Consider the following 18,363-nt stretch of genomic DNA (forward strand, 5'->3'; position numbering starts at 1 on the left):
GAAGCCGCAGCGGTGTTGGCTACGTTCGTTTGCCTATGCTTATTGGGACTCACTCACTTGCCGCCTACCTGCAACTCCAAGTTGTTTGGGTATAACTCCATTATTCATTTAAAGATTAAGTGATTATCCATCTCCTTTACCTACATTACTTTCTTCGATTCGATGCGAATATCACGTTTATTTAAACACTTGTTTGATTGTTTTAACAATCTCGTTACAATGCACCAGGTCAGACCTCTATTCTAAGGAGAAACAATGGGCAAACAGGAAGTCAAAACGCGCTCTGGTGAGCGTGTGGCTATCGTTGCGGGGTTGCGTACCCCTTTTGCGCGTCAAAGTACCGAATTTAGTCAAGTTCCTGCAGTCGATTTAGGCAAGATGGTGGTGAGTGAACTGCTTGCGCGAACGGAACTCGATCCTAAATTGATCGAACAACTCGTCTTTGGACAAGTCGTGCAAATGCCTGAGGCACCAAACATCGCGCGTGAGATCGTTTTAGGCACAGGAATGAACATCCATACCGATGCGTACAGCGTCACACGAGCGTGCGCTACCAGTTTTCAGGCGGCGGTGAATGTGGCTGAAAGCATAATGGCTGGCACGATTGATATTGGTATGGCTGGTGGTGCCGATTCGTCTTCCGTTTTGCCGATTGGAGTGTCTAAAAAATTAGCCGCTAGCTTACTCGCTTTAAGTAAAACCAAAACCGTTGCTCAGAAACTCAGTATCTTAAAATCATTATCTTTTAAAGATTTAATGCCAGTCCCCCCCGCGGTCGCTGAATATTCAACGGGCCTTTCGATGGGGCAAACGGCTGAGCAGATGGCAAAATCTCATCACATAAGCCGACTGGATCAAGATGCTTTGGCACATCGTTCTCACTCTTTAGCTTCACAAGCTTGGAAAGAGGGCAAAATCCAAGGCGAAGTCATGACGGCATTCCCAGAGCCCTATAAAAAGTGGATCGCTGAAGATAACAATATTCGTCATGACTCGACTCTGGAAGGTTATACCAAGTTACGTCCAGCGTTTGATAGGCAATATGGTAGCGTGACGGCCGCCAACAGCACACCACTCACCGATGGCGCTGCCGCTATTCTATTAATGCGTGAAGGCCGTGCTAAAGAGCTTGGTTTGGAGATTATGGGTTATATCCGTTCTTACGCTTTTTCAGCGATTGGTGTTGAACACGATATGTTAATGGGGCCGTCTTATGCGACACCGTTAGCCTTACAACGTGCAGGTATTGAGCTTTCCGATCTCACATTGATTGACATGCATGAAGCGTTTGCTGCGCAAACCCTCTCTAATATGAAAATGTTCGCCAGTGATAAGTTTGCACAGGAACATCTTGGTCGAGCAAAAGCGATTGGCGAAATTGATATGGATAAATTTAATGTGCTAGGTGGTTCTATTGCGTATGGTCACCCCTTCGCGGCGACGGGTGCGCGCATGATCACACAAACGCTGCGTGAACTAAAACGACGTGGCGGTGGTTTAGGGCTGAATACCGCTTGCGCAGCGGGTGGTTTGGGCGCGGCAATGATTTTGGAGGTTGAATAATGAGCACAGAGAGAGCTTTTCATTTAACGATTGATGAACAAAATATTGCGTGGCTGGCGATTGATGTTCCCGGCGAAAAAATGAATACGCTACAAGCGGCGTTTGCCCAAGAGATGCAAGAGGTTTTTGCGACCTTAGAGGCACAAAAAACCAGCCTAAAGGGGATGGTGATTCACTCGCTTAAGCCAGATAATTTCATTGCTGGAGCGGATGTCCGTATGCTGAACGCTTGCCAATCGGCCAGCGAAGCACAAGCATTGGCCAAGCAAGGTCAGGAGATGTTTCAAACCTTATCGGATTTGCCATTCCCAGTGGTTGCCGCGATTCATGGCCCATGCTTAGGTGGTGGTTTAGAGCTGGCGCTGGCTTGCCACTACCGGGTGTGCAGCGACGCGGACATCACGCGTTTGGGTTTGCCCGAAGTGCAATTAGGCTTGCTGCCAGGCTCCGGTGGAACGCAGCGGTTGCCGCGTTTGATTGGTTTGTTACCTTCTCTTGACTTGATTTTGACGGGTAAACAGCTGCGCGCAAAAAAAGCAAAACAGCTGGGTGTTATTGATGCTTGCGTAGCAGAGACTATCTTGCTGGATGTGGCCAAGAAGTATGTGCTCGATAATTCTGGGAAAAAACGTCATCAGGTCAATACGTCGACCAAGGAGAAATTAATTTCTCATACGCAGCTTGGTCGCAAATTAATTTTTGATCAGGCCGCTAAAAAGACTAAGCAAAAAACACGAGGTAATTACCCAGCTGCAGACGCGATTTTAGAGGTGATCCGCCACGGTTTAGATCGTGGTTTTAAAGCCGGGTTAGAGCTTGAAGCGAAGCGATTTGGTGATTTGGTGATGAGCTCGGAATCCAAAGCACTGCGCTCGATTTTCTTTGCCACCACAGAAATGAAAAAAGAGACGGGCAGCGACGCAAAACCTCAAACCGTGAAACGTATCGGCGTATTGGGCGGTGGTTTAATGGGGGCAGGGATCAGCCATGTTAGCGTTGCAAAAGCCAAGGTTCCTGTACGAATCAAAGATGTTTCGAATGATGGGGTATTAAACGCGCTCAATTACAACTACAAATTATTCGATAAACAGCGCAAGCGTCGCATTTTATCCAAAGCGCAGATGCAGACAAAAATGGCGCAATTGTCTGGCGGGATTGATTTTACCAGTTATCAGCATATCGATGTTGTCATTGAAGCGGTATTTGAAGAGCTCACGCTTAAGCAGCAAATGGTGGCTGATGTTGAAGCGAATGCCAAAACCAGCACCATTTTTGCGACGAATACTTCTTCGCTTCCAATCCAGAAAATTGCAGCGAAGGCGGCGCGTCCAGAGAATGTGATTGGATTGCACTATTTCAGTCCTGTTGAAAAAATGCCTCTGGTGGAAGTGATCCCTCATCAAACCACATCGCAAGAGACGATAGCCACAGTGGTGGCCTTGGCGAAAAAACAGGGCAAAACGCCGATTGTGGTCAAAGATTGCGCTGGTTTTTATGTTAACCGTATCCTTGCACCTTACATGAATGAAGCGGCGCAGATCCTGATGGCGGGTGAGTCGATTGAAAAGATAGATACGGCTTTGCTCGATTTCGGTTTCCCAGTCGGCCCTATCACGTTATTGGACGAAGTGGGCATTGATGTTGGCTCGAAAATCATGCCAATTCTAGTGCAAGAACTCGGCCCACGTTTTCAAGGACCAGACGTATTTGATTTGCTGCTCAATGACAATCGCAAAGGGCGTAAAAGTGGTAAGGGATTCTATACCTATAAAGGTAAGAAAAAAGAAATCGACAAATCTATCTATAAATTGCTGAAAATAACGCCAGATGCCAAACAGAGTGATAAGGAGATCGCGCTGCGTTGCGTGCTACTTATGCTGAATGAAGCCGTACGTTGTTTGGATGAGGGCGTAATTCGTTGTGCGCGAGATGGCGATATTGGTGCGATTTTCGGTATCGGTTTCCCGCCGTTTTTGGGCGGCCCATTCCGTTACATAGACCAAATTGGTATCAAGAAATTAGTGGAAATGATGAATCAACATGCTGAGAAGTATGGCGATAAGTTCGCTCCTTGTGATGGGCTACTGACTCGCGCTGGGGTTGAAGCACGTTTTTATCCGTAGTCATCTCGGCTGTTTTCATTCATATGTTTGCTTAAATTAGGCGAGGGAATATCCTCGCTTTTTTTCATTTATAGCCAATGAGGTCATCTCTTTATGCGAGTTATTCTCAGTTTGGTATAAGATTATGGAAAATCATCAATAAGGAATCGAAATGGATGCACTAGAGTTGCTGCTTAACCGTCGTTCAATCGCCAATCTCACATCGCCTGCACCTGAAGGTCTGGTCTTGGAAAATATTATTAGAGCAGGCTTGCGAGCGCCCGATCATGGCGGTTTAACCCCTTGGCGTTTCGTGATTGCTCAGGGAGCGGGTTTGCAAAAGTTGTCGGGTATTTTGGCGTCTGCTGTGCGAGCGGATAGCGGCAGTGATGCTGAGATAGAAAAAGCGAAAAATGCACCGTTTCGAGCACCGATGGTAATCACAGTGATCGCGAAAGTAACGGAGCATGAAAAGGTACCAGCGATTGAACAGCATCTCTCTGCGGGATGCGCAGTACAAGCGATGCAAATGGCTGCGGTAGCCCAAGGTTTTCAAGGTTTCTGGCGTTCGGGAAGCTGGATGTTCCACTCTCACGTTCGGCAAGCATTAGGTGCTAAGGGCGACGATCAAATCGTTGGTTTCTTATACTTAGGAACCGCAGGGTGCACGCCAATGAAAGTGCCTGAACGTGATTTGAGTAAATTTATTGAGTTTCTATAGCGAGTTTATTGACTATCTGCCGCTGCGATAACTCATGGCCCAGCAATGCTGGGCCTAAAATCTAGTGGATGTGATAGGCAATCACAAAATCAATAAATAGCCTGACTTTTTCAGGTAGATGATCCTTGTGGTTGTACAGCATATAAATATCACGAGGGTTGGAAACCCAGTCTTCCAGTACTCTGACTAAGCTGCCTTCTTCGATAAATTCTTTAATCATCACGTCTGGCATTAAGGTGATACCCAGCCCCTCAGAGCAAGCGCTGCGCACTACGTTTAAAGCGTTGGCCTGAAAACGACCAGTATCACAATTGACCACGCATTCCCCTTTATTGTTGGTCAACTGCCATTTTACTAGAGGATATCCCTTCAATAATGAATGATTACTGAGCTCTTCGGCATGAGTTGGTGCAGGGTGTTTCGCTAAATACCCTGGGCTTGCGACTAACACATCTTTCACTTCATTAATTTTTCGCGCAATCAAACTGGAGTCTCGTTGAGGGCCAACTCTAAAAATGACATCCCATTCGGTTGGGTCGAGTTGATCGGCCTGATTGCTGGTGGTCAGTTCTATGTTGATATCTGGGTACTGCATCATGAAGGCATTGAAGATAGGCATCATCATGCGTTTCGTGACATTAGATGGTGACGATATTCTTAGTTTGCCTGAAGCGCCACGGCATTCATCGGTGAGCTCTTCTGCTGTTGCAGCTAAGCGATGCAGCAACGGTGAACACTCTTGAAAAAAACGTTCACCCGCTTCAGTCAACGAAAGTTTTCGAGCATGGCGATTCAACAACCTAAGATTCAGAGAATCTTCCAATGCTTGAATGCGTCGGGTAATGGTCGCAACGGGGATCATTGTTTTACGAGAAGTTGCGGTATAGCTTCCATTTTCGACAACCAGTCGAAAGAGGTTTAGGTCATCTAATTTCATTGTTCCTGACACATTATTTTTCGAATTTGAGTAATTTATACGTATATCATTTGTCAAATCTTGAGTCATATCAACTTGTTTGACGAAAGTAACATTCCGTACAATCCATACATAGCCCATATATATAGTATGCAACCGAGTTACAAAGTGGAACATTTGTATAAATCTTATTTTGCGACTACTTTATAAAGTAACCTATCAATTTATCCTATAACAATAAAATGACTGCTTTTTAAAAGCATTGTGAGGCAGGATTATGTATAAATCTCACATTCAGGCTAGTGAGTTCTTGGCGAAAAAACCTTCAGATAATCAGCATGTCGAGCAAAAACTGATCATGCTCGTTGATGATGACCCAATTTTTAGGAGAATAACCAGTGGTTATTTGTCGGCTCAAGGCTATAAAGTGCTTGAAGCTGAAAATGGCTTAGAGGGGTTACGCAAGTTAAAAGATGCGGAGCCTGACCTTGTTGTGTGTGACTTAGCAATGCCAGTACTGAACGGCATTGAGTTTGTCGAAGAGGTGAGCCTTGAGTATCCGTCGCTGCCACTGATTGTGGTCTCTGCAACTGATGAAATGGCTGATGTTGCAAAAGTGCTGCGATTTGGTGTTAAGGATTTTCTTCCTAAACCGATTGGTAACCACCAGTATTTAAGCAGTGCAATAGAAAGTACGCTCGAAGATACGTTTAGTCGTTTATCTGATCAGCGTGATTTTTCGACTCAATGGTTCCGGGTCGATGATGGTGGTGATATTCCAGAAGAACAAGAGTTGCATTGGCATCTGGAGTATTTACGAGAAAACCCCAGTACCGCGAAAGATTTGCTGCACGCGTTATTACCAGAAAAGGATACTTCACAAGGCAGTTGGAAGTGTAGTTACCGTCTTTTACAATCGGCGGATGTAATGCCGCTGGTATTTGACTATGCGTGGTTGATGAACGGGCAGTTTGCCTTTTACTTGGTCGATTCAGATGCCCATTATGAAAATAGTGTGGCTTCAACATTGCTCGTTCGTGCTCTGTTTCACGATTATCTTCGCAACTTAAAAAGCTTCAGTGCCGATTTGAAAGACCTTGCTGACATACTGGAAAAAGGTATTGAATGCTCAGAGTGTGCTAATCCAATCAACGCAGTATTCGGTATTGCGGATTTAAGCGAAGGTACACTCTCTATCCTGCCAGCTGGGCTCGACAGTCAATGGTCAAATGGCTACTTAACTCAACATATTGCCGCGGGTGTTAGCCTTGGGCAGAACTGTTTAAAAAACTTTATCACTAAAGATTTACCGATCAACTCAACTTGTCAGCTATCAACTAATCGCTTAGGTTCGAGTAGTTTCAAACTCAATATTTACCAAGGTGGCAGCAGTTAATAACCTTATCTTTAGTCGGTGTTTGCGGTGATTTGTTTGAGGTATAGTTCGCGTCTAGAACAACAATCACCCAATTCGTTTACGTTACATTAACTTTGTTTATGGTGCCAAAAACGAACGGAGTCATCCAACACTAGAGAAGTTATGATGGAAGAGCAGAATTTTAAAGAACCTTACAACATTTTTTATTTTTTAGGCTTTATTGCCGTACTTTCGATCCCTACATTGCCAGCAATACTGACTTGGATCCGTGTGTTTAATGGTTATTCAACTTTCTGAGTTGGATAGTACGTTGGGAGTTCACCATCAATATTCGTCATTTTCTTCTTACGGTGGCTGGTGGGCTCTGCCTTCTGTTAGGCGTGATAGGCATATTCTTACCGCTACTCCCCACAACCCCTTTCATACTTCTTGCTAGCGCTTGCTTCTTACGAAGTAGCCCTCGTTTTCATGCTTGGTTGCATCAACATCAGACGCTAGGCCCAATACTGGATAATTGGCAGCAACATGGCGCTGTTTCGCGGCAAGTGAAACAACGGGGATGTTTGTGGATTATTCTAAGCTTTATTTTTTCCATCTGGGTTGTCCCACACTTTTGGCTCAAAATTATGTTGTTTACTATGCTTGTGGTCCTGATCACTTGGTTTATTCGACTTCCCACTCATGAGCAGGTTGCTAACCAACAAGAAAATCACTAGCATTATGGGGAAGTGTGCCCATTCTTCGAATGGGCGTTTGTTTTTTCAGCGGCTAAGATATTGTGGCTTATCTATGTTGCTGAGAGCTCACGCTCTATCATTCTGATATGTAAATGTATCGTGAGAAATGAAGAGCCAATCTAAGTAAATGTAAGTTATGACAACCGAAACTATCTCTTTGATCAAATCGAGCATTCAAAGCATCCCTAACTACCCAAAACCTGGCATTTTGTTTCGTGATGTAACTAGCCTGCTAGAGGATGCAAAAGCCTATCAAGCAACCATTGCTTTATTAGTCGAAAAATATAAAGACATGGGCTTTACCAAAGTTGTGGGTACAGAAGCGCGTGGTTTCCTATTTGGTGCGCCATTGGCTTTAGAGCTTGGTTTGGGGTTTGTACCTGTACGTAAGCCGGGTAAGTTACCACGCGAAACGTTAGCCCAATCTTACGAATTGGAATACGGTACTGACACATTAGAAATTCACGTTGATGCGATCAAACAAGGTGATAAAGTGCTGGTGGTGGATGATCTACTGGCAACGGGTGGTACGATTGAAGCGACGACTAAATTGATCCGCCAGCTTGGTGGTGAAGTTGAGCACGCGGCTTTTGTCATCAACCTGCCTGAAATTGGCGGAGACAAACGTTTACAAGGTTTGGGCCTGAACGTTTATAGTATTTGTGAATTTGAAGGTCACTAAGCTAATCAACTGGACGTACTCATGAGTTATCTTGCCTTAGCGCGAAAATGGCGACCAACAAAATTTAATGAGGTGGTGGGACAAGCACATGTCTTAACTGCACTAGAAAATGCGTTGGCCCAAAATAGATTGCACCATGCGTATTTATTCAGCGGTACACGTGGTGTCGGCAAGACGACGATTGGTCGCTTGTTTGCCAAGGGGTTAAACTGTGAAACCGGTATTACGGCCACACCTTGTGGCCAATGTGATACTTGCCGAGAGATTGACCAAGGCCGTTTTGTTGATCTTTTAGAAATAGATGCGGCATCACGAACCAAAGTCGAAGATACGCGCGAATTACTTGATAACGTGCAGTACAAGCCTGCTCGCGGTCGCTTCAAGGTGTACTTAATCGATGAAGTACACATGCTGTCGCGCCACAGTTTTAACGCTTTGCTTAAAACATTGGAAGAGCCGCCTGAGTATGTGAAATTCTTGCTCGCTACGACAGATCCGCAAAAGCTGCCGGTTACGATTTTATCGCGCTGCTTACAGTTTCATCTTAAGCCGATCAGTGTTGAAAATATCCACGATCAGCTTGAGCATGTTTTAGCGGCAGAGCAGATCCCTTGTGAAGCGAGAGCATTAAGAATGATCGCTCATGCTGCCGATGGCAGTATGCGTGATGCACTTAGCTTAACTGATCAAGCGATAGCACTAGGTAATAACCAGGTGATGGCCGATGTAGTCGCCCCAATGCTTGGCACGCTAGACACAGATCAAGCACTCCATTTACTGCAAGCCATTAGCAGTAAACAGCCTCAAACGGCGATGGATAGCGTTGCACATTTAGCACAAAATGGTGTGGATTGGGATGGATTACTACAACAACTCGCGGCGCAGTTACACCGTATTGCGATGTATCAAGCGTTGCCAGCAACACTGGACAAAACCCAACCTGACTCAGAGAAAGTGCAACTGCTTAGCAAAGCACTGAGCCCACAAGATGTGCAGCTCTATTATCAAATTGCTTTAAAAGGGCGTGAAGATTTAGCACTCTCGCCAACCGCTCGAACGGGGCTGGAAATGATTGTGCTACGTATGATGGCGTTTCGTCCTGCTTCTGTATCGTTGGTGAATACGTTCAGTACTGAAGTGAGTTCAGATGTCGCAGTGCCAAGCCACGGCACTCCTTCACTACAACCCGCATCAGCGGCAACGCCTCTAACTGAACCTAAGCAAACGTCGGCGGCTCCCGTATCGGACAGTCAGGTTAATGAGCCACAAAGGCATGAGGATACTCAGCCTGATTATGGCATCGTTCAAGATTACGATAACCGCTATGCGGATATGAATGATGACATGTCCAGTGCAATGGAATATGCCCCAGAATCGTATGAGCCTGCACCAGTACCTCAACCACAGGCACCTTCTTCAGCTCCACGTCCCTCACCGATTGCAGGGCTGCGACACCAGTTGCGTTCACAGCGCCAAGGGGTTGCTCAGTCAGCAAAAGGAGTGAATGAAACAAAGAGCAACGAGACAAAAAAGCCTAATGCGGCATCGACTAAATCTGAATCTGTGCTTGAGCGTGTTGCCTCGCATGGAAAATCAGCTCGAGTGTCGCCTTTGTCAACATCCGCTCCTGAAGCCGCCCCAACCTTGGACAACGAGCCTTATCAGTGGCGTCCAACGCTGCAACCTGTGGTGGTTGAACAACAAAAAACAGAGCTGACACCAACACAAATTAAGCAAGCGCTAGAACATATTAAAACGCCAGAGATGGCAGAAAAGTTACTTGCAGAATCGATAGAACAAGATGAGTGGGCAGCTCTGATCCACCAGCTCGATATTGCCAAGTTAGTGGAACAATTAGCACTTAATTCTGTCTACCACAAATCGGGCTCATCAATTGAGCTAGTGCTGCGGCCAAGTCAGGCCCATCTTAATACCGATAAAGCACAAAGCGAGTTGTTAGAAGCGCTCAATGAGAGATTAGCTGAAGAGTGCGACCTTAGCGTGACAATTGGTGAGCAAGGTGAGACTCCATTGGAGCTTAGAGAGCGTCTTTACCAACTCAAATTAGAGCAAGCATTGAACAGCTTGGAGGCCGACCCTCACGTAATGTTCTTCAAGCGACGTTTTGATGCGGAACTTGATCGCGACAGTGTGCGGCCGATTTAATCAATTAAGCGAGTGTGGGGTTGAATCTATATGTTATGACCCCACCTTATGTGAAACACTCAATTCAACCAGAGAGATAAACATGTTTGGTAAAGGCGGTATGGGCAACCTAATGAAGCAAGCCCAACAAATGCAAGAGCGCATGCAAAAGCTACAAGAAGAAATTGCGAATATGGAAGTGGTTGGTGAGTCTGGTGCTGGTCTGGTAAAAGTGACCATTACTGGTAGCCACAGCGTACGCCGTGTAGAGATTGATGAAAGCTTAATGGAAGACGACAAAGAGATGCTAGAAGATCTGATTGCCGCCGCTTTCAATGATGCTGCGCGCCGCGTGGAAGAGACTCAAAAAGAAAAAATGGCTTCTGTCACTGGCGGTATGCAATTACCACCAGGTATGAAGATGCCGTTTTAACGAACGACTTTTTAACAAACAACCTTTTTAACAAACAAAATAGGTTACTAATGCGTACCAGTCATATGCTGGAGCATTTGATGGAGGCCTTACGTTGTCTGCCTGGGGTGGGTCCCAAGTCAGCACAGCGTATGGCCTTTCATTTGTTACAGCGCGATAGAAAAGGCGGCTTACAGCTCGCCGATGCTTTAAGCCAAGCCATGACAGAAATTGGACATTGCAGTGAATGTCGAACTTTCACTGAAGAAGAAACTTGTCATATTTGTAGCAACCCTAAGCGGCAGGATAATGGCCAACTCTGTGTAGTCGAAAGCCCTGCTGATATTGCGGCCATTGAAGCTACAGGCCAATATTCTGGACGTTATTTTGTTCTGATGGGACACTTATCACCTTTAGATGGTATCGGCCCGAGTGATATTGGTTTAGATACTCTGGATTACCGTTTGCAACGTGGTGGCATTGCCGAAGTCATTCTTGCCACTAACCCAACCGTTGAAGGGGAAGCGACCGCGCACTACATTGCGGAATTATGTCGCGCCCATCAAGTCTCTGCGAGCCGTATTGCTCATGGTGTGCCTGTTGGCGGTGAGCTTGAGCTTGTTGATGGCACGACGCTATCACACTCTTTGCTTGGCAGACAAAAGCTGTAGTACCTTTCGAATCATTGCCCTAGCTGCTGGGGCAATTTTGAGTTACGCCATCAATTAAGGCAAACAAAGCAGTGCCATCAAGTGATTTTTTCGAGTTCGGTAATGTTGCTCAAAGCTTCTTGATTCGTGTTGCCACAGACCACCGGGCAAGGCTTAAATTCGTGGCATACTTTTGGACGTTCAGGCTTACCAAATAACTTGCACAAATTAGCGTCATTAAGTTGAATGCAACGTACACCTGCTGGCTTTCCTTGCTCCATACCCGGGATGGAGGAAGAAATACTAGGAGCGATACAACACGCACCACAACCAAGTCTGCATTCCATAATTGAGTACCAGTAAAAAGAAAAGGATGGCGATCCTAGCAGATGTGACCGAAGTGTACAGCAATAGCTTCCTAAATTAACCAGCCGTTTTTATCCTTGAACTTTGCTTGGTGTGGAGGTATAACACGCACCCCATTCGTTAAGTAAGATAGAGACTCATGAGCACACCATTCTGGCAAAATAAGAAATTAGAACAAATGACGGAATCGGAGTGGGAGTCGCTTTGTGATGGATGCGGTAAGTGCTGCTTACACAAGTTAATGGATGAAGATAGTGATGAGGTCTATTACACCAATGTCGCTTGCAGTTGGTTAAACAGCGATACCTGCTCATGCAAGGATTATCCAAACCGTTTCAATTCTGGTGAGGAGTGCTTAAAACTGACGCGTGATAAAATTGATGAATTTAACTGGTTGCCGGATACGTGCGCCTATCGTGTACTGTCAGAAGGCAAGACATTGCCGCAATGGCACCCTTTGATTACCGGCTCCAAAGAGGCGATGCACGCCGCGCAAGAAAGTGTTCGCAACAAAGTCGTTTATGAGATTGATGTTATCGACTGGGAGGACCACATCATCAATCATCCAAACCGCAATTAATATCCAATAGAAATCTAAAAGATTAGAGAAGCAGTAACAAACCTCCTACTGTTGCCGCGGCGGAAAAATATTTCCCTGCGGAATAGGAGCTATCATCTTCTTCTGGTTTTTTATCTGGATGATCTAATCCTAAAGCACCATGAGCAAATGATTCCACTTTGCCAGTCACGGTTTTCTCTTTGTTTTCTAACTTACTCTCTTTGTCGAGTTGTTGCAGCGCTGCGAGCAAGGCTTTGCCTTCATCAGACAAAGTGACGGTATTCTGCTCCACTTTGAGCGGGGCAGAGGGGGCGGATGCCGCTGTAGAATTTGCTTGAGCTTTAACTTGCTGGAGTGAATGCAGTTGCGCTGAGCTTGTCCCTACCGGTGTCATACTTCTCTCCTATAAATGCCATCAGTTAATGTATCGACAGATTTATGAAAAACTTGTGCAAAAAATTCGCAATTTGTATGAGGTATGTACAAGCAAAAAGCGCGCCTACTTTATATGAAAAGAATAAGCAGGCCCGTTATTCACCGCTAATTAGTCGCAAGTGAGATCTGTATTGCGATTCTTTATCTGTTGATAGGCTTGCATGCGATGCTCTGCTTGAACATAGGCGGTGGGAATTGGCAGTACAGTGAGTTGGAAATCAGGATACGACGTCTGGGTATCCTCTACGGGCGTGATGATGGCAATCTTTAAATCAGGATTTCGACGAAGGATAGAATGCGCCGTGCCTAAACCCTGCTCGGTGTGGAACTTGCCTGCGATGTGCATCACCTGAGCTGTCGGGTGGTTTTGTAAATAATCCACCATGCTTTCTGCCATCGTTTCATCCCAAGTGAGCTGAGCTGCGTACTGTTTTTCAGTTTGCTCTTTTGAACCGTGGTGCATTGATTCCATGAACTTCGCTTTGTAGGGAGAGGCTGAGGTGTCAATTTGGTGTGCAACCTGAGCCCGCTCTACTGGCGTTAATTTATCAAGGTATTTGATTCCCACTTTGCCGATACAACGTACGAAAGGTTTAGGCGCATTAGCGGCAATGACATCCAACTGCTGTGATTTTGCAAATTCAACCAGTGGGCGGTAGTCACTTTGGTAGTTTGGCCACGCTCTGGTCTGAGAAATAAGGTATTGTTCGCCGATTTCTCCTGCTAGATAGCGGTTCAGTATCTCTTGTTCATCGCGTGAAAATTGTTCCATAGACAAGGCTACATGGGTGTTTTCGCGGCTGAGTTGTGCCAATAGCTCGGTTTGGAAGCGATGAATGGCTGGGTGTGTATGCCACTCACCGACTAAAATGATATCGGCATTTTTTATCTCATTCGGCAGCGAATTGAGATTCAATGGTTTGCCGCTAGGGGTAGATAATTGGTAGTCATAAAAGTGAGCAATGGGCTTCGGCTGGTGCGAAGCACAGCCAAAAAGTGGTAATAGTAGAGCCAGAGAAGTAACTAAGCGCATGAGGGTCTCCATTTTGAATTTGGCATAATAATGGAGACACTATGGATTTGCAATATAATGAGAATTATTATCAACTAACTTTGCGGTAAACGCTGATCATAAAATCGGCCTCACAATTAAATTGCTCAGCTTGCTTTAATTGCGCTCTTAGCTCATCACTGGCCCGCCATGCAAACGGCGTCATCTGTAATAAATCAAAAGCATCGTTACCGCTTAATGCCATGGTGTAGTGCAGTTTTTGTTGCTCTACTAATGTAAACCCAGCTATCTCTTCTGCGGTTTCATCATGCAGTTGAACATTAGGATAGATCCCTTCTTTTAACTGATAGAGGTGCCTTGCCGCGGGTGTAACGGTAATCACCACTCCTTGGTTTTGAATGCAGCGGTAAAGCTCTTGCGCTTTACAGGGTGCATAAATTCGTAATATACCGGCTAGGGAAGCATCGTCAAAGGGCAAGCGGTGGCTGGAGGCAACGACAAAGTTGACCATAGGGTAGCGCTTTGCTGCATAACGGACGGCGATTTTAGAGATATCTAACCCATAGGTGACCGATTGTATCGAGTGTTGTGCAAGCGTTTGAGCGACAAATTGGGTGTAGTAACCTTCGCCGCAGCCGATGTCTAAAAACTGATAAGAAGAATCTTGCAGATACTTACTGCACAACTGAGCGACCGTCTGACGCATCAGATCGTAATGTCCACCTTCAAGAAAACGGCGACGAGCTTGCATCATCTCTTTATTATCACCCGGATCTTTTGAGCGTTTATGATGTGCAGGCATCAAATTGACGTAGCCCTCTTTGGCTATATCAAATTGATGATTATTTTCACATTTCAATATTTGCTGCTGTTGCAACAGAGGTTGCTGGCAAAGGGGGCACAGATACGCCATGAAGATCTCGCTTGAAAAACAAAGGTGCCAGTTTAGCGTCTGCGGCTAGAAATAAAAAGGACAGCGTGATTTCACTGCCCTCAGCATGAGTATGATGACGGAAAATTCGCCAAAAAAGCTTAGTTGGAAAAAACCGTCGTGACGAGCTGATGGCTTTCACCTGGTTGCAAGGTTTTTCCTGCGGACAAGCAAGGGGCATGCAGTGTAGATTCAACACACAGCATCGTTTGATAACCATCGTCAGGCATATCTGCCATTGATTGAGCGCCTTGAGCCCATGGGTTCCACAAGACGGCAGAGTTGTGTCCAGTGTTTTCAACCACTAACGTGCGATTCAAAACAGGATCTTGGACCTGAATTTGTGCTTCAGGCGCGGTATAGACGCGATCAATCGTATCGGTGAGGATGAGTGTTGAACCACCTTGACACATTTTTGCATCTTGTAAGCTGTCTATATATTCAACGCCCATACCTGTAGTAGTGGTCTGGGTAATATTACCAACCTTTAGGTAGCTGTGCAGTGCTGCAGAAAACGTCCATGCTTTCTCATCCGTATTGGTCGTTTCTAAAGTGACTTTTAACTTGTCACCGATTTCAACATAAAGACGGGTTTGGAATTGAAATGGCCAAATAGCCAGTGTTTGGGGCGAATGGTCGAGCCCTAGCACGATAATGACGCCCTGCTCGTTTTCTCTATGTTCAATCAATGCCCATTCACTGGTGCGTGCGAAACCATGGGCTGGTGCAGCAATACGGCCAAACCATGGCCAACAAACAGGGATCCCGCCTCTTAGAGCGGCTTTACCGTCAAAAATGGCCGTGTCACTCATCCAAATGAGCTCATTTTGTCCTTTAGGAGTGAATGAGATGACATGGCCGCCATGCAGTGTAATTCCGGCGGTCGCTTTGTCATGAATAACGCGAACAATTTTAACGCCCTCTTTCTCAACGATGGTGACGTTGTCAGAAAGATAAGTCAGGGTAGGGAGAGATTGCAGATCCATAAATTCGATACCTCATACCATTCCTACCGGATAAATAAGTGAGGAACGGCTCGGATTGTCTAACGCAGTCCCACAAAGGAAAGGGACAGATACTAAAAAGGCGACACAATGGTCGCCTTTTTGTTCTCAACGAATTTCTTCGCTAAACACTACGATTATTTAGAAACGTGAGCGATTAGGTCTAGAACTTTGTTTGAGTAACCGATTTCGTTGTCGTACCAAGATACAACTTTAACGAATTTGTCAGTCAGTGCGATACCAGCTTTAGCATCGAATACAGATGTGTTGATTTCACCGATGAAGTCTTGAGAAACAACTGCATCTTCAGTGTAGCCTAGAACGCCAGCGAATTCGTTTTCAGAAGCGCGCTTCATTTCAGCACAGATTTCTGCGTAAGATGCTGGGTTTTGTAGGTTAACAGTTAGGTCAACTACAGAAACGTTCGCTGTAGGTACGCGGAAAGCCATACCAGTCAGTTTGCCGTTTAGTTCTGGGATTACAACGCCAACCGCTTTAGCTGCGCCAGTTGAAGATGGGATGATGTTTTGAGAAGCACCACGACCACCACGCCAGTCTTTCGCAGAAGGACCATCTACAGTTTTTTGAGTCGCTGTAGTTGCGTGAACAGTAGTCATAAGACCAGACTCGATGCCCCACTTGTCGTTAAGAACTTTAGCGATAGGTGCTAGACAGTTTGTAGTACAAGAAGCGTTAGAAACGATGTCTTGACCAGCGTAAGAAGCGTGGTTAACACCCATTACGAACATTGGAGTCGCGTCTTTTGAAGGACCAGTTAGAACAACTTTTTTCGCGCCAGCAGTGATGTGCTTACGAGCTGTTGCATCGTCTAGGAATAGACCTGTTGCTTCAGCAACCACGTCAACACCGATTGCATCCCATTTTAGATCTTCTGGGTTACGCTCAGCTGTTACACGTACAGTTTTGCCGTTTACAACTAGGTTGCCAGCTTCAACTTCAACAGTACCGTTGAAACGGCCATGAGTTGAGTCATACTTTAACATGTATGCCATATAATCTACGTCGATAAGGTCGTTAATACCTACAACTTCGATGTCGTTGCGCTCTTGCGCTGCACGGAATACGAAACGACCGATACGGCCAAAACCGTTAATACCTACTTTGATAGTCATTATAGTTGCTCCACAACTTAATTTCTGATTAAAGATAACTGGTAGTAAAATTACAGAATCCAGTAAATGTCTGCAACAGATAATCGGACTTAACTTGTTTAAAGTCAAAAAAAAGCGTCGCTTTTTTTCACAATTAATCGTAAGTGATTAAATTTTAAACTTTATACCGCTTCTGTTTACTTTCAGTTGGCGTAAAATACTTTAGCCTTCTAAGGCAGTTAGAAATTACATACCTACCATTTCATGGTGAGAAAGTATGTGCTACAAAGAGTGGAGTATGCAAGTTTTTGGCATAAAAAGTACCAGTTCAATATTGAGAAGAAGGGAAGTTTTGTAAGTGAAATCGAAGATTGAGAATAATGTTAAGCCTGATGAATACTGGCGTGAAAGACTAACGGATGATGAGTTTTATGTTTGCCGTCAACGCGGTACAGAAGCCCCGTTTAGTGGCAAGTTATTACATAATCGTGACACAGGTGTGTACGCGTGTACCTGTTGCAGCAGCCCGTTATTTGTCTCCAACAATAAGTATGATTCGGGGTGTGGTTGGCCAAGTTTTGATGCACCGATCAATGATACTGCAATCCGCTATCTTGAAGATTTAACGCATGGAATGATTCGAACTGAGATCCGTTGTGCGGTGTGTGATAGCCATCTAGGGCATGTTTTTCCCGATGGACCTCAAACAACAGGTGAGCGATTTTGTGTCAATTCAGTGTCGTTAATTTTCAACAAAAAGTGAAAAAGCGGTGAACTTATCACCGCTCTTTGTTTTATGATTACATTTTGTTAGTTGGCAAAGTCGAGAGGAATGAGCTCTGGTTTAAACTGTCCATTTTTGATCGCGTCAACGATTTTTTCGGCGATATCGTCGAGTGCATCAAATTTTTCTTGATCAAACCCGTACAGCAATTTGAGTTCTGTCTCTGAAGCAACCGGCACATTGAATGTTTTTCCTACCATCGCCCAAATGTAAGCTTTTTCTTTCTGTTTGAGAATTTGGTTGGTACTGGCAAGAGATTTGATAGCATCAAGGTTGATACTGCCTTTTGGGCTGAGTTCTAAGGTTCGATGGAGCAAATAGATTGCTTTTTCTCGATCCCGTTGAACATAAAAAGTAGCGAGAGCGTATTGCATTTCTGCTGTATCTAGCTCGGGTTTACCTTCACGTTGTAAGAATTTTCTTTGTGCACTTTTATCACCAATCTGACTCCAGAGAAAGTATAAGGTTTCCGCGGAGCTGGATGACTGAAGCTCTTTTTCAATCTGCTCTAAATCTTTCCCTGTATTGACGAGTGCTGAAAATCGACGTTGTTTCAGTTCCGTTTGATCAATCGCTTGAATTTGTGAAGCGAGCTCGAGACATTTTCGATAAGCTTGAACTAATCCGTATTCTTTAATCTTGTTGCTATCGCTTGGATTTTTAAGTACTTCAAATCGATGCCAGATGAGGTCCGTGCGTGGAACTCTACATTGCCCATCATTTATATTGAGCCTTTCACAGCGCAAATTAGGATTATCTGCACATAGCTTGTCGGTATCTCTGTTATTCTCAAAGCAGCCACTTATAAGAAGTGATAGGCTGAGAATCATGGGCACTTTTATCAAATTCATAAT

General features: G+C 45.0%; 19 protein-coding genes. 11 read left to right on the plus strand and 8 right to left on the minus strand.

The features are described from left to right. The first annotated feature begins 255 nt into the window (after positions 1-255). The 3 genes from fadI (at position 256) to AACR75_RS14640 (ending at position 4,386) form a co-directional block, all read left to right on the plus strand. The gene (gene fadI / locus AACR75_RS14630) at positions 256-1,563 is read left to right on the plus strand and encodes an acetyl-CoA C-acyltransferase FadI (RefSeq protein ID WP_047690725.1); all 1,308 of its coding nucleotides are present in this window, start codon (positions 256-258) and stop codon (positions 1,561-1,563) included. Continuing rightward, on the plus strand, positions 1,563-3,686 hold the full coding sequence (fadJ, locus tag AACR75_RS14635) for a fatty acid oxidation complex subunit alpha FadJ (RefSeq protein ID WP_047690727.1): 2,124 nt from the start codon (positions 1,563-1,565) through the stop codon (positions 3,684-3,686). The genes fadI and fadJ overlap by 1 nt, the downstream gene beginning before the upstream one ends. A 151-nt stretch (positions 3,687-3,837) precedes the next feature. Continuing rightward, positions 3,838-4,386, plus strand: a complete 549-nt coding sequence (locus tag AACR75_RS14640; RefSeq protein WP_047690730.1) for an NAD(P)H nitroreductase — start codon at positions 3,838-3,840, stop codon at positions 4,384-4,386. A 61-nt stretch (positions 4,387-4,447) separates the two neighbouring features. Here the strand turns inward: AACR75_RS14640 and AACR75_RS14645 are convergent, their stop codons facing one another. Next, positions 4,448-5,323 carry a LysR family transcriptional regulator gene (locus AACR75_RS14645; protein ID WP_026027659.1) on the minus strand — a complete coding sequence of 292 codons (876 nt, stop codon included), beginning with the start codon at positions 5,321-5,323 and terminating at the stop codon, positions 4,448-4,450. Between the two features lie 256 nt (positions 5,324-5,579). On the opposite strand from AACR75_RS14645, the gene AACR75_RS14650 reads away from it, so the two are divergent. The 6 genes from AACR75_RS14650 (at position 5,580) to recR (ending at position 11,327) form a co-directional block, all read left to right on the plus strand. Further along, on the plus strand, positions 5,580-6,698 hold the full coding sequence (locus tag AACR75_RS14650) for a response regulator (RefSeq protein ID WP_017044561.1): 1,119 nt from the start codon (positions 5,580-5,582) through the stop codon (positions 6,696-6,698). A 332-nt stretch (positions 6,699-7,030) separates the two neighbouring features. Then, positions 7,031-7,396 (plus strand): YbaN family protein, encoded by a 366-nt coding sequence (locus tag AACR75_RS14655; RefSeq protein ID WP_017044101.1) that lies wholly within the window; start codon positions 7,031-7,033, stop codon positions 7,394-7,396. Positions 7,397-7,553: 157 nt separating this feature from the next. Then, positions 7,554-8,099 (plus strand): adenine phosphoribosyltransferase, encoded by a 546-nt coding sequence (gene apt / locus AACR75_RS14660; protein WP_013857239.1) that lies wholly within the window; start codon positions 7,554-7,556, stop codon positions 8,097-8,099. A 21-nt stretch (positions 8,100-8,120) separates the two neighbouring features. Then, the gene (dnaX, locus tag AACR75_RS14665) at positions 8,121-10,265 is read left to right on the plus strand and encodes a DNA polymerase III subunit gamma/tau (RefSeq protein ID WP_047690732.1); all 2,145 of its coding nucleotides are present in this window, start codon (positions 8,121-8,123) and stop codon (positions 10,263-10,265) included. An 82-nt stretch (positions 10,266-10,347) separates the two neighbouring features. Continuing rightward, the gene (locus AACR75_RS14670; RefSeq protein WP_013857237.1) at positions 10,348-10,677 is read left to right on the plus strand and encodes a YbaB/EbfC family nucleoid-associated protein; all 330 of its coding nucleotides are present in this window, start codon (positions 10,348-10,350) and stop codon (positions 10,675-10,677) included. A 50-nt stretch (positions 10,678-10,727) separates the two neighbouring features. Continuing rightward, positions 10,728-11,327, plus strand: a complete 600-nt coding sequence (gene recR / locus AACR75_RS14675) for a recombination mediator RecR (RefSeq protein WP_013857236.1) — start codon at positions 10,728-10,730, stop codon at positions 11,325-11,327. 77 nt (positions 11,328-11,404) lie between these two features. Here the strand turns inward: recR and AACR75_RS14680 are convergent, their stop codons facing one another. Further along, positions 11,405-11,653, minus strand: a complete 249-nt coding sequence (locus AACR75_RS14680; RefSeq protein ID WP_047690734.1) for a YkgJ family cysteine cluster protein — start codon at positions 11,651-11,653, stop codon at positions 11,405-11,407. 158 nt (positions 11,654-11,811) lie between these two features. Here AACR75_RS14680 and AACR75_RS14685 point away from each other — a divergent pair, with 158 nt between their 5' ends. Next, positions 11,812-12,252 (plus strand): YcgN family cysteine cluster protein, encoded by a 441-nt coding sequence (locus AACR75_RS14685; RefSeq protein WP_010317229.1) that lies wholly within the window; start codon positions 11,812-11,814, stop codon positions 12,250-12,252. Positions 12,253-12,274: 22 nt separating this feature from the next. Here the strand turns inward: AACR75_RS14685 and AACR75_RS14690 are convergent, their stop codons facing one another. The 5 genes from AACR75_RS14690 to gap all read right to left on the minus strand — a co-directional run bounded on the left by AACR75_RS14690 (position 12,275) and on the right by gap (position 16,746). Further along, positions 12,275-12,625, minus strand: coding sequence for a hypothetical protein (locus AACR75_RS14690; RefSeq protein ID WP_013857233.1), 351 nt, complete (start codon positions 12,623-12,625; stop codon positions 12,275-12,277). Between the two features lie 150 nt (positions 12,626-12,775). After that, positions 12,776-13,711 carry a ChaN family lipoprotein gene (locus AACR75_RS14695; protein ID WP_047690736.1) on the minus strand — a complete coding sequence of 312 codons (936 nt, stop codon included), beginning with the start codon at positions 13,709-13,711 and terminating at the stop codon, positions 12,776-12,778. A 58-nt stretch (positions 13,712-13,769) separates the two neighbouring features. Further along, on the minus strand, positions 13,770-14,591 hold the full coding sequence (gene rlmA, locus AACR75_RS14700) for a 23S rRNA (guanine(745)-N(1))-methyltransferase (protein WP_017050211.1): 822 nt from the start codon (positions 14,589-14,591) through the stop codon (positions 13,770-13,772). A 119-nt stretch (positions 14,592-14,710) separates the two neighbouring features. Beyond that, entirely contained in the window at positions 14,711-15,595 is an 885-nt protein-coding gene (locus AACR75_RS14705) for a D-hexose-6-phosphate mutarotase (protein WP_047690738.1), read from the minus strand. A 155-nt stretch (positions 15,596-15,750) separates the two neighbouring features. Next, on the minus strand, positions 15,751-16,746 hold the full coding sequence (gap, locus tag AACR75_RS14710; RefSeq protein ID WP_010317219.1) for a type I glyceraldehyde-3-phosphate dehydrogenase: 996 nt from the start codon (positions 16,744-16,746) through the stop codon (positions 15,751-15,753). A 337-nt stretch (positions 16,747-17,083) separates the two neighbouring features. Here gap and msrB point away from each other — a divergent pair, with 337 nt between their 5' ends. Then, positions 17,084-17,488, plus strand: a complete 405-nt coding sequence (msrB, locus tag AACR75_RS14715) for a peptide-methionine (R)-S-oxide reductase MsrB (protein ID WP_013857228.1) — start codon at positions 17,084-17,086, stop codon at positions 17,486-17,488. Between the two features lie 47 nt (positions 17,489-17,535). On the opposite strand, the gene AACR75_RS14720 is transcribed toward msrB, so the two are convergent. After that, positions 17,536-18,360, minus strand: coding sequence for a DUF2989 domain-containing protein (locus tag AACR75_RS14720; protein WP_013857227.1), 825 nt, complete (start codon positions 18,358-18,360; stop codon positions 17,536-17,538). Between the last annotated feature and the right edge of the window lie 3 nt (positions 18,361-18,363).

This window comes from Vibrio sp. ZOR0018 (genome assembly GCF_963865925.1).
GTDB lineage: Bacteria > Pseudomonadota > Gammaproteobacteria > Enterobacterales > Vibrionaceae > Vibrio > Vibrio anguillarum.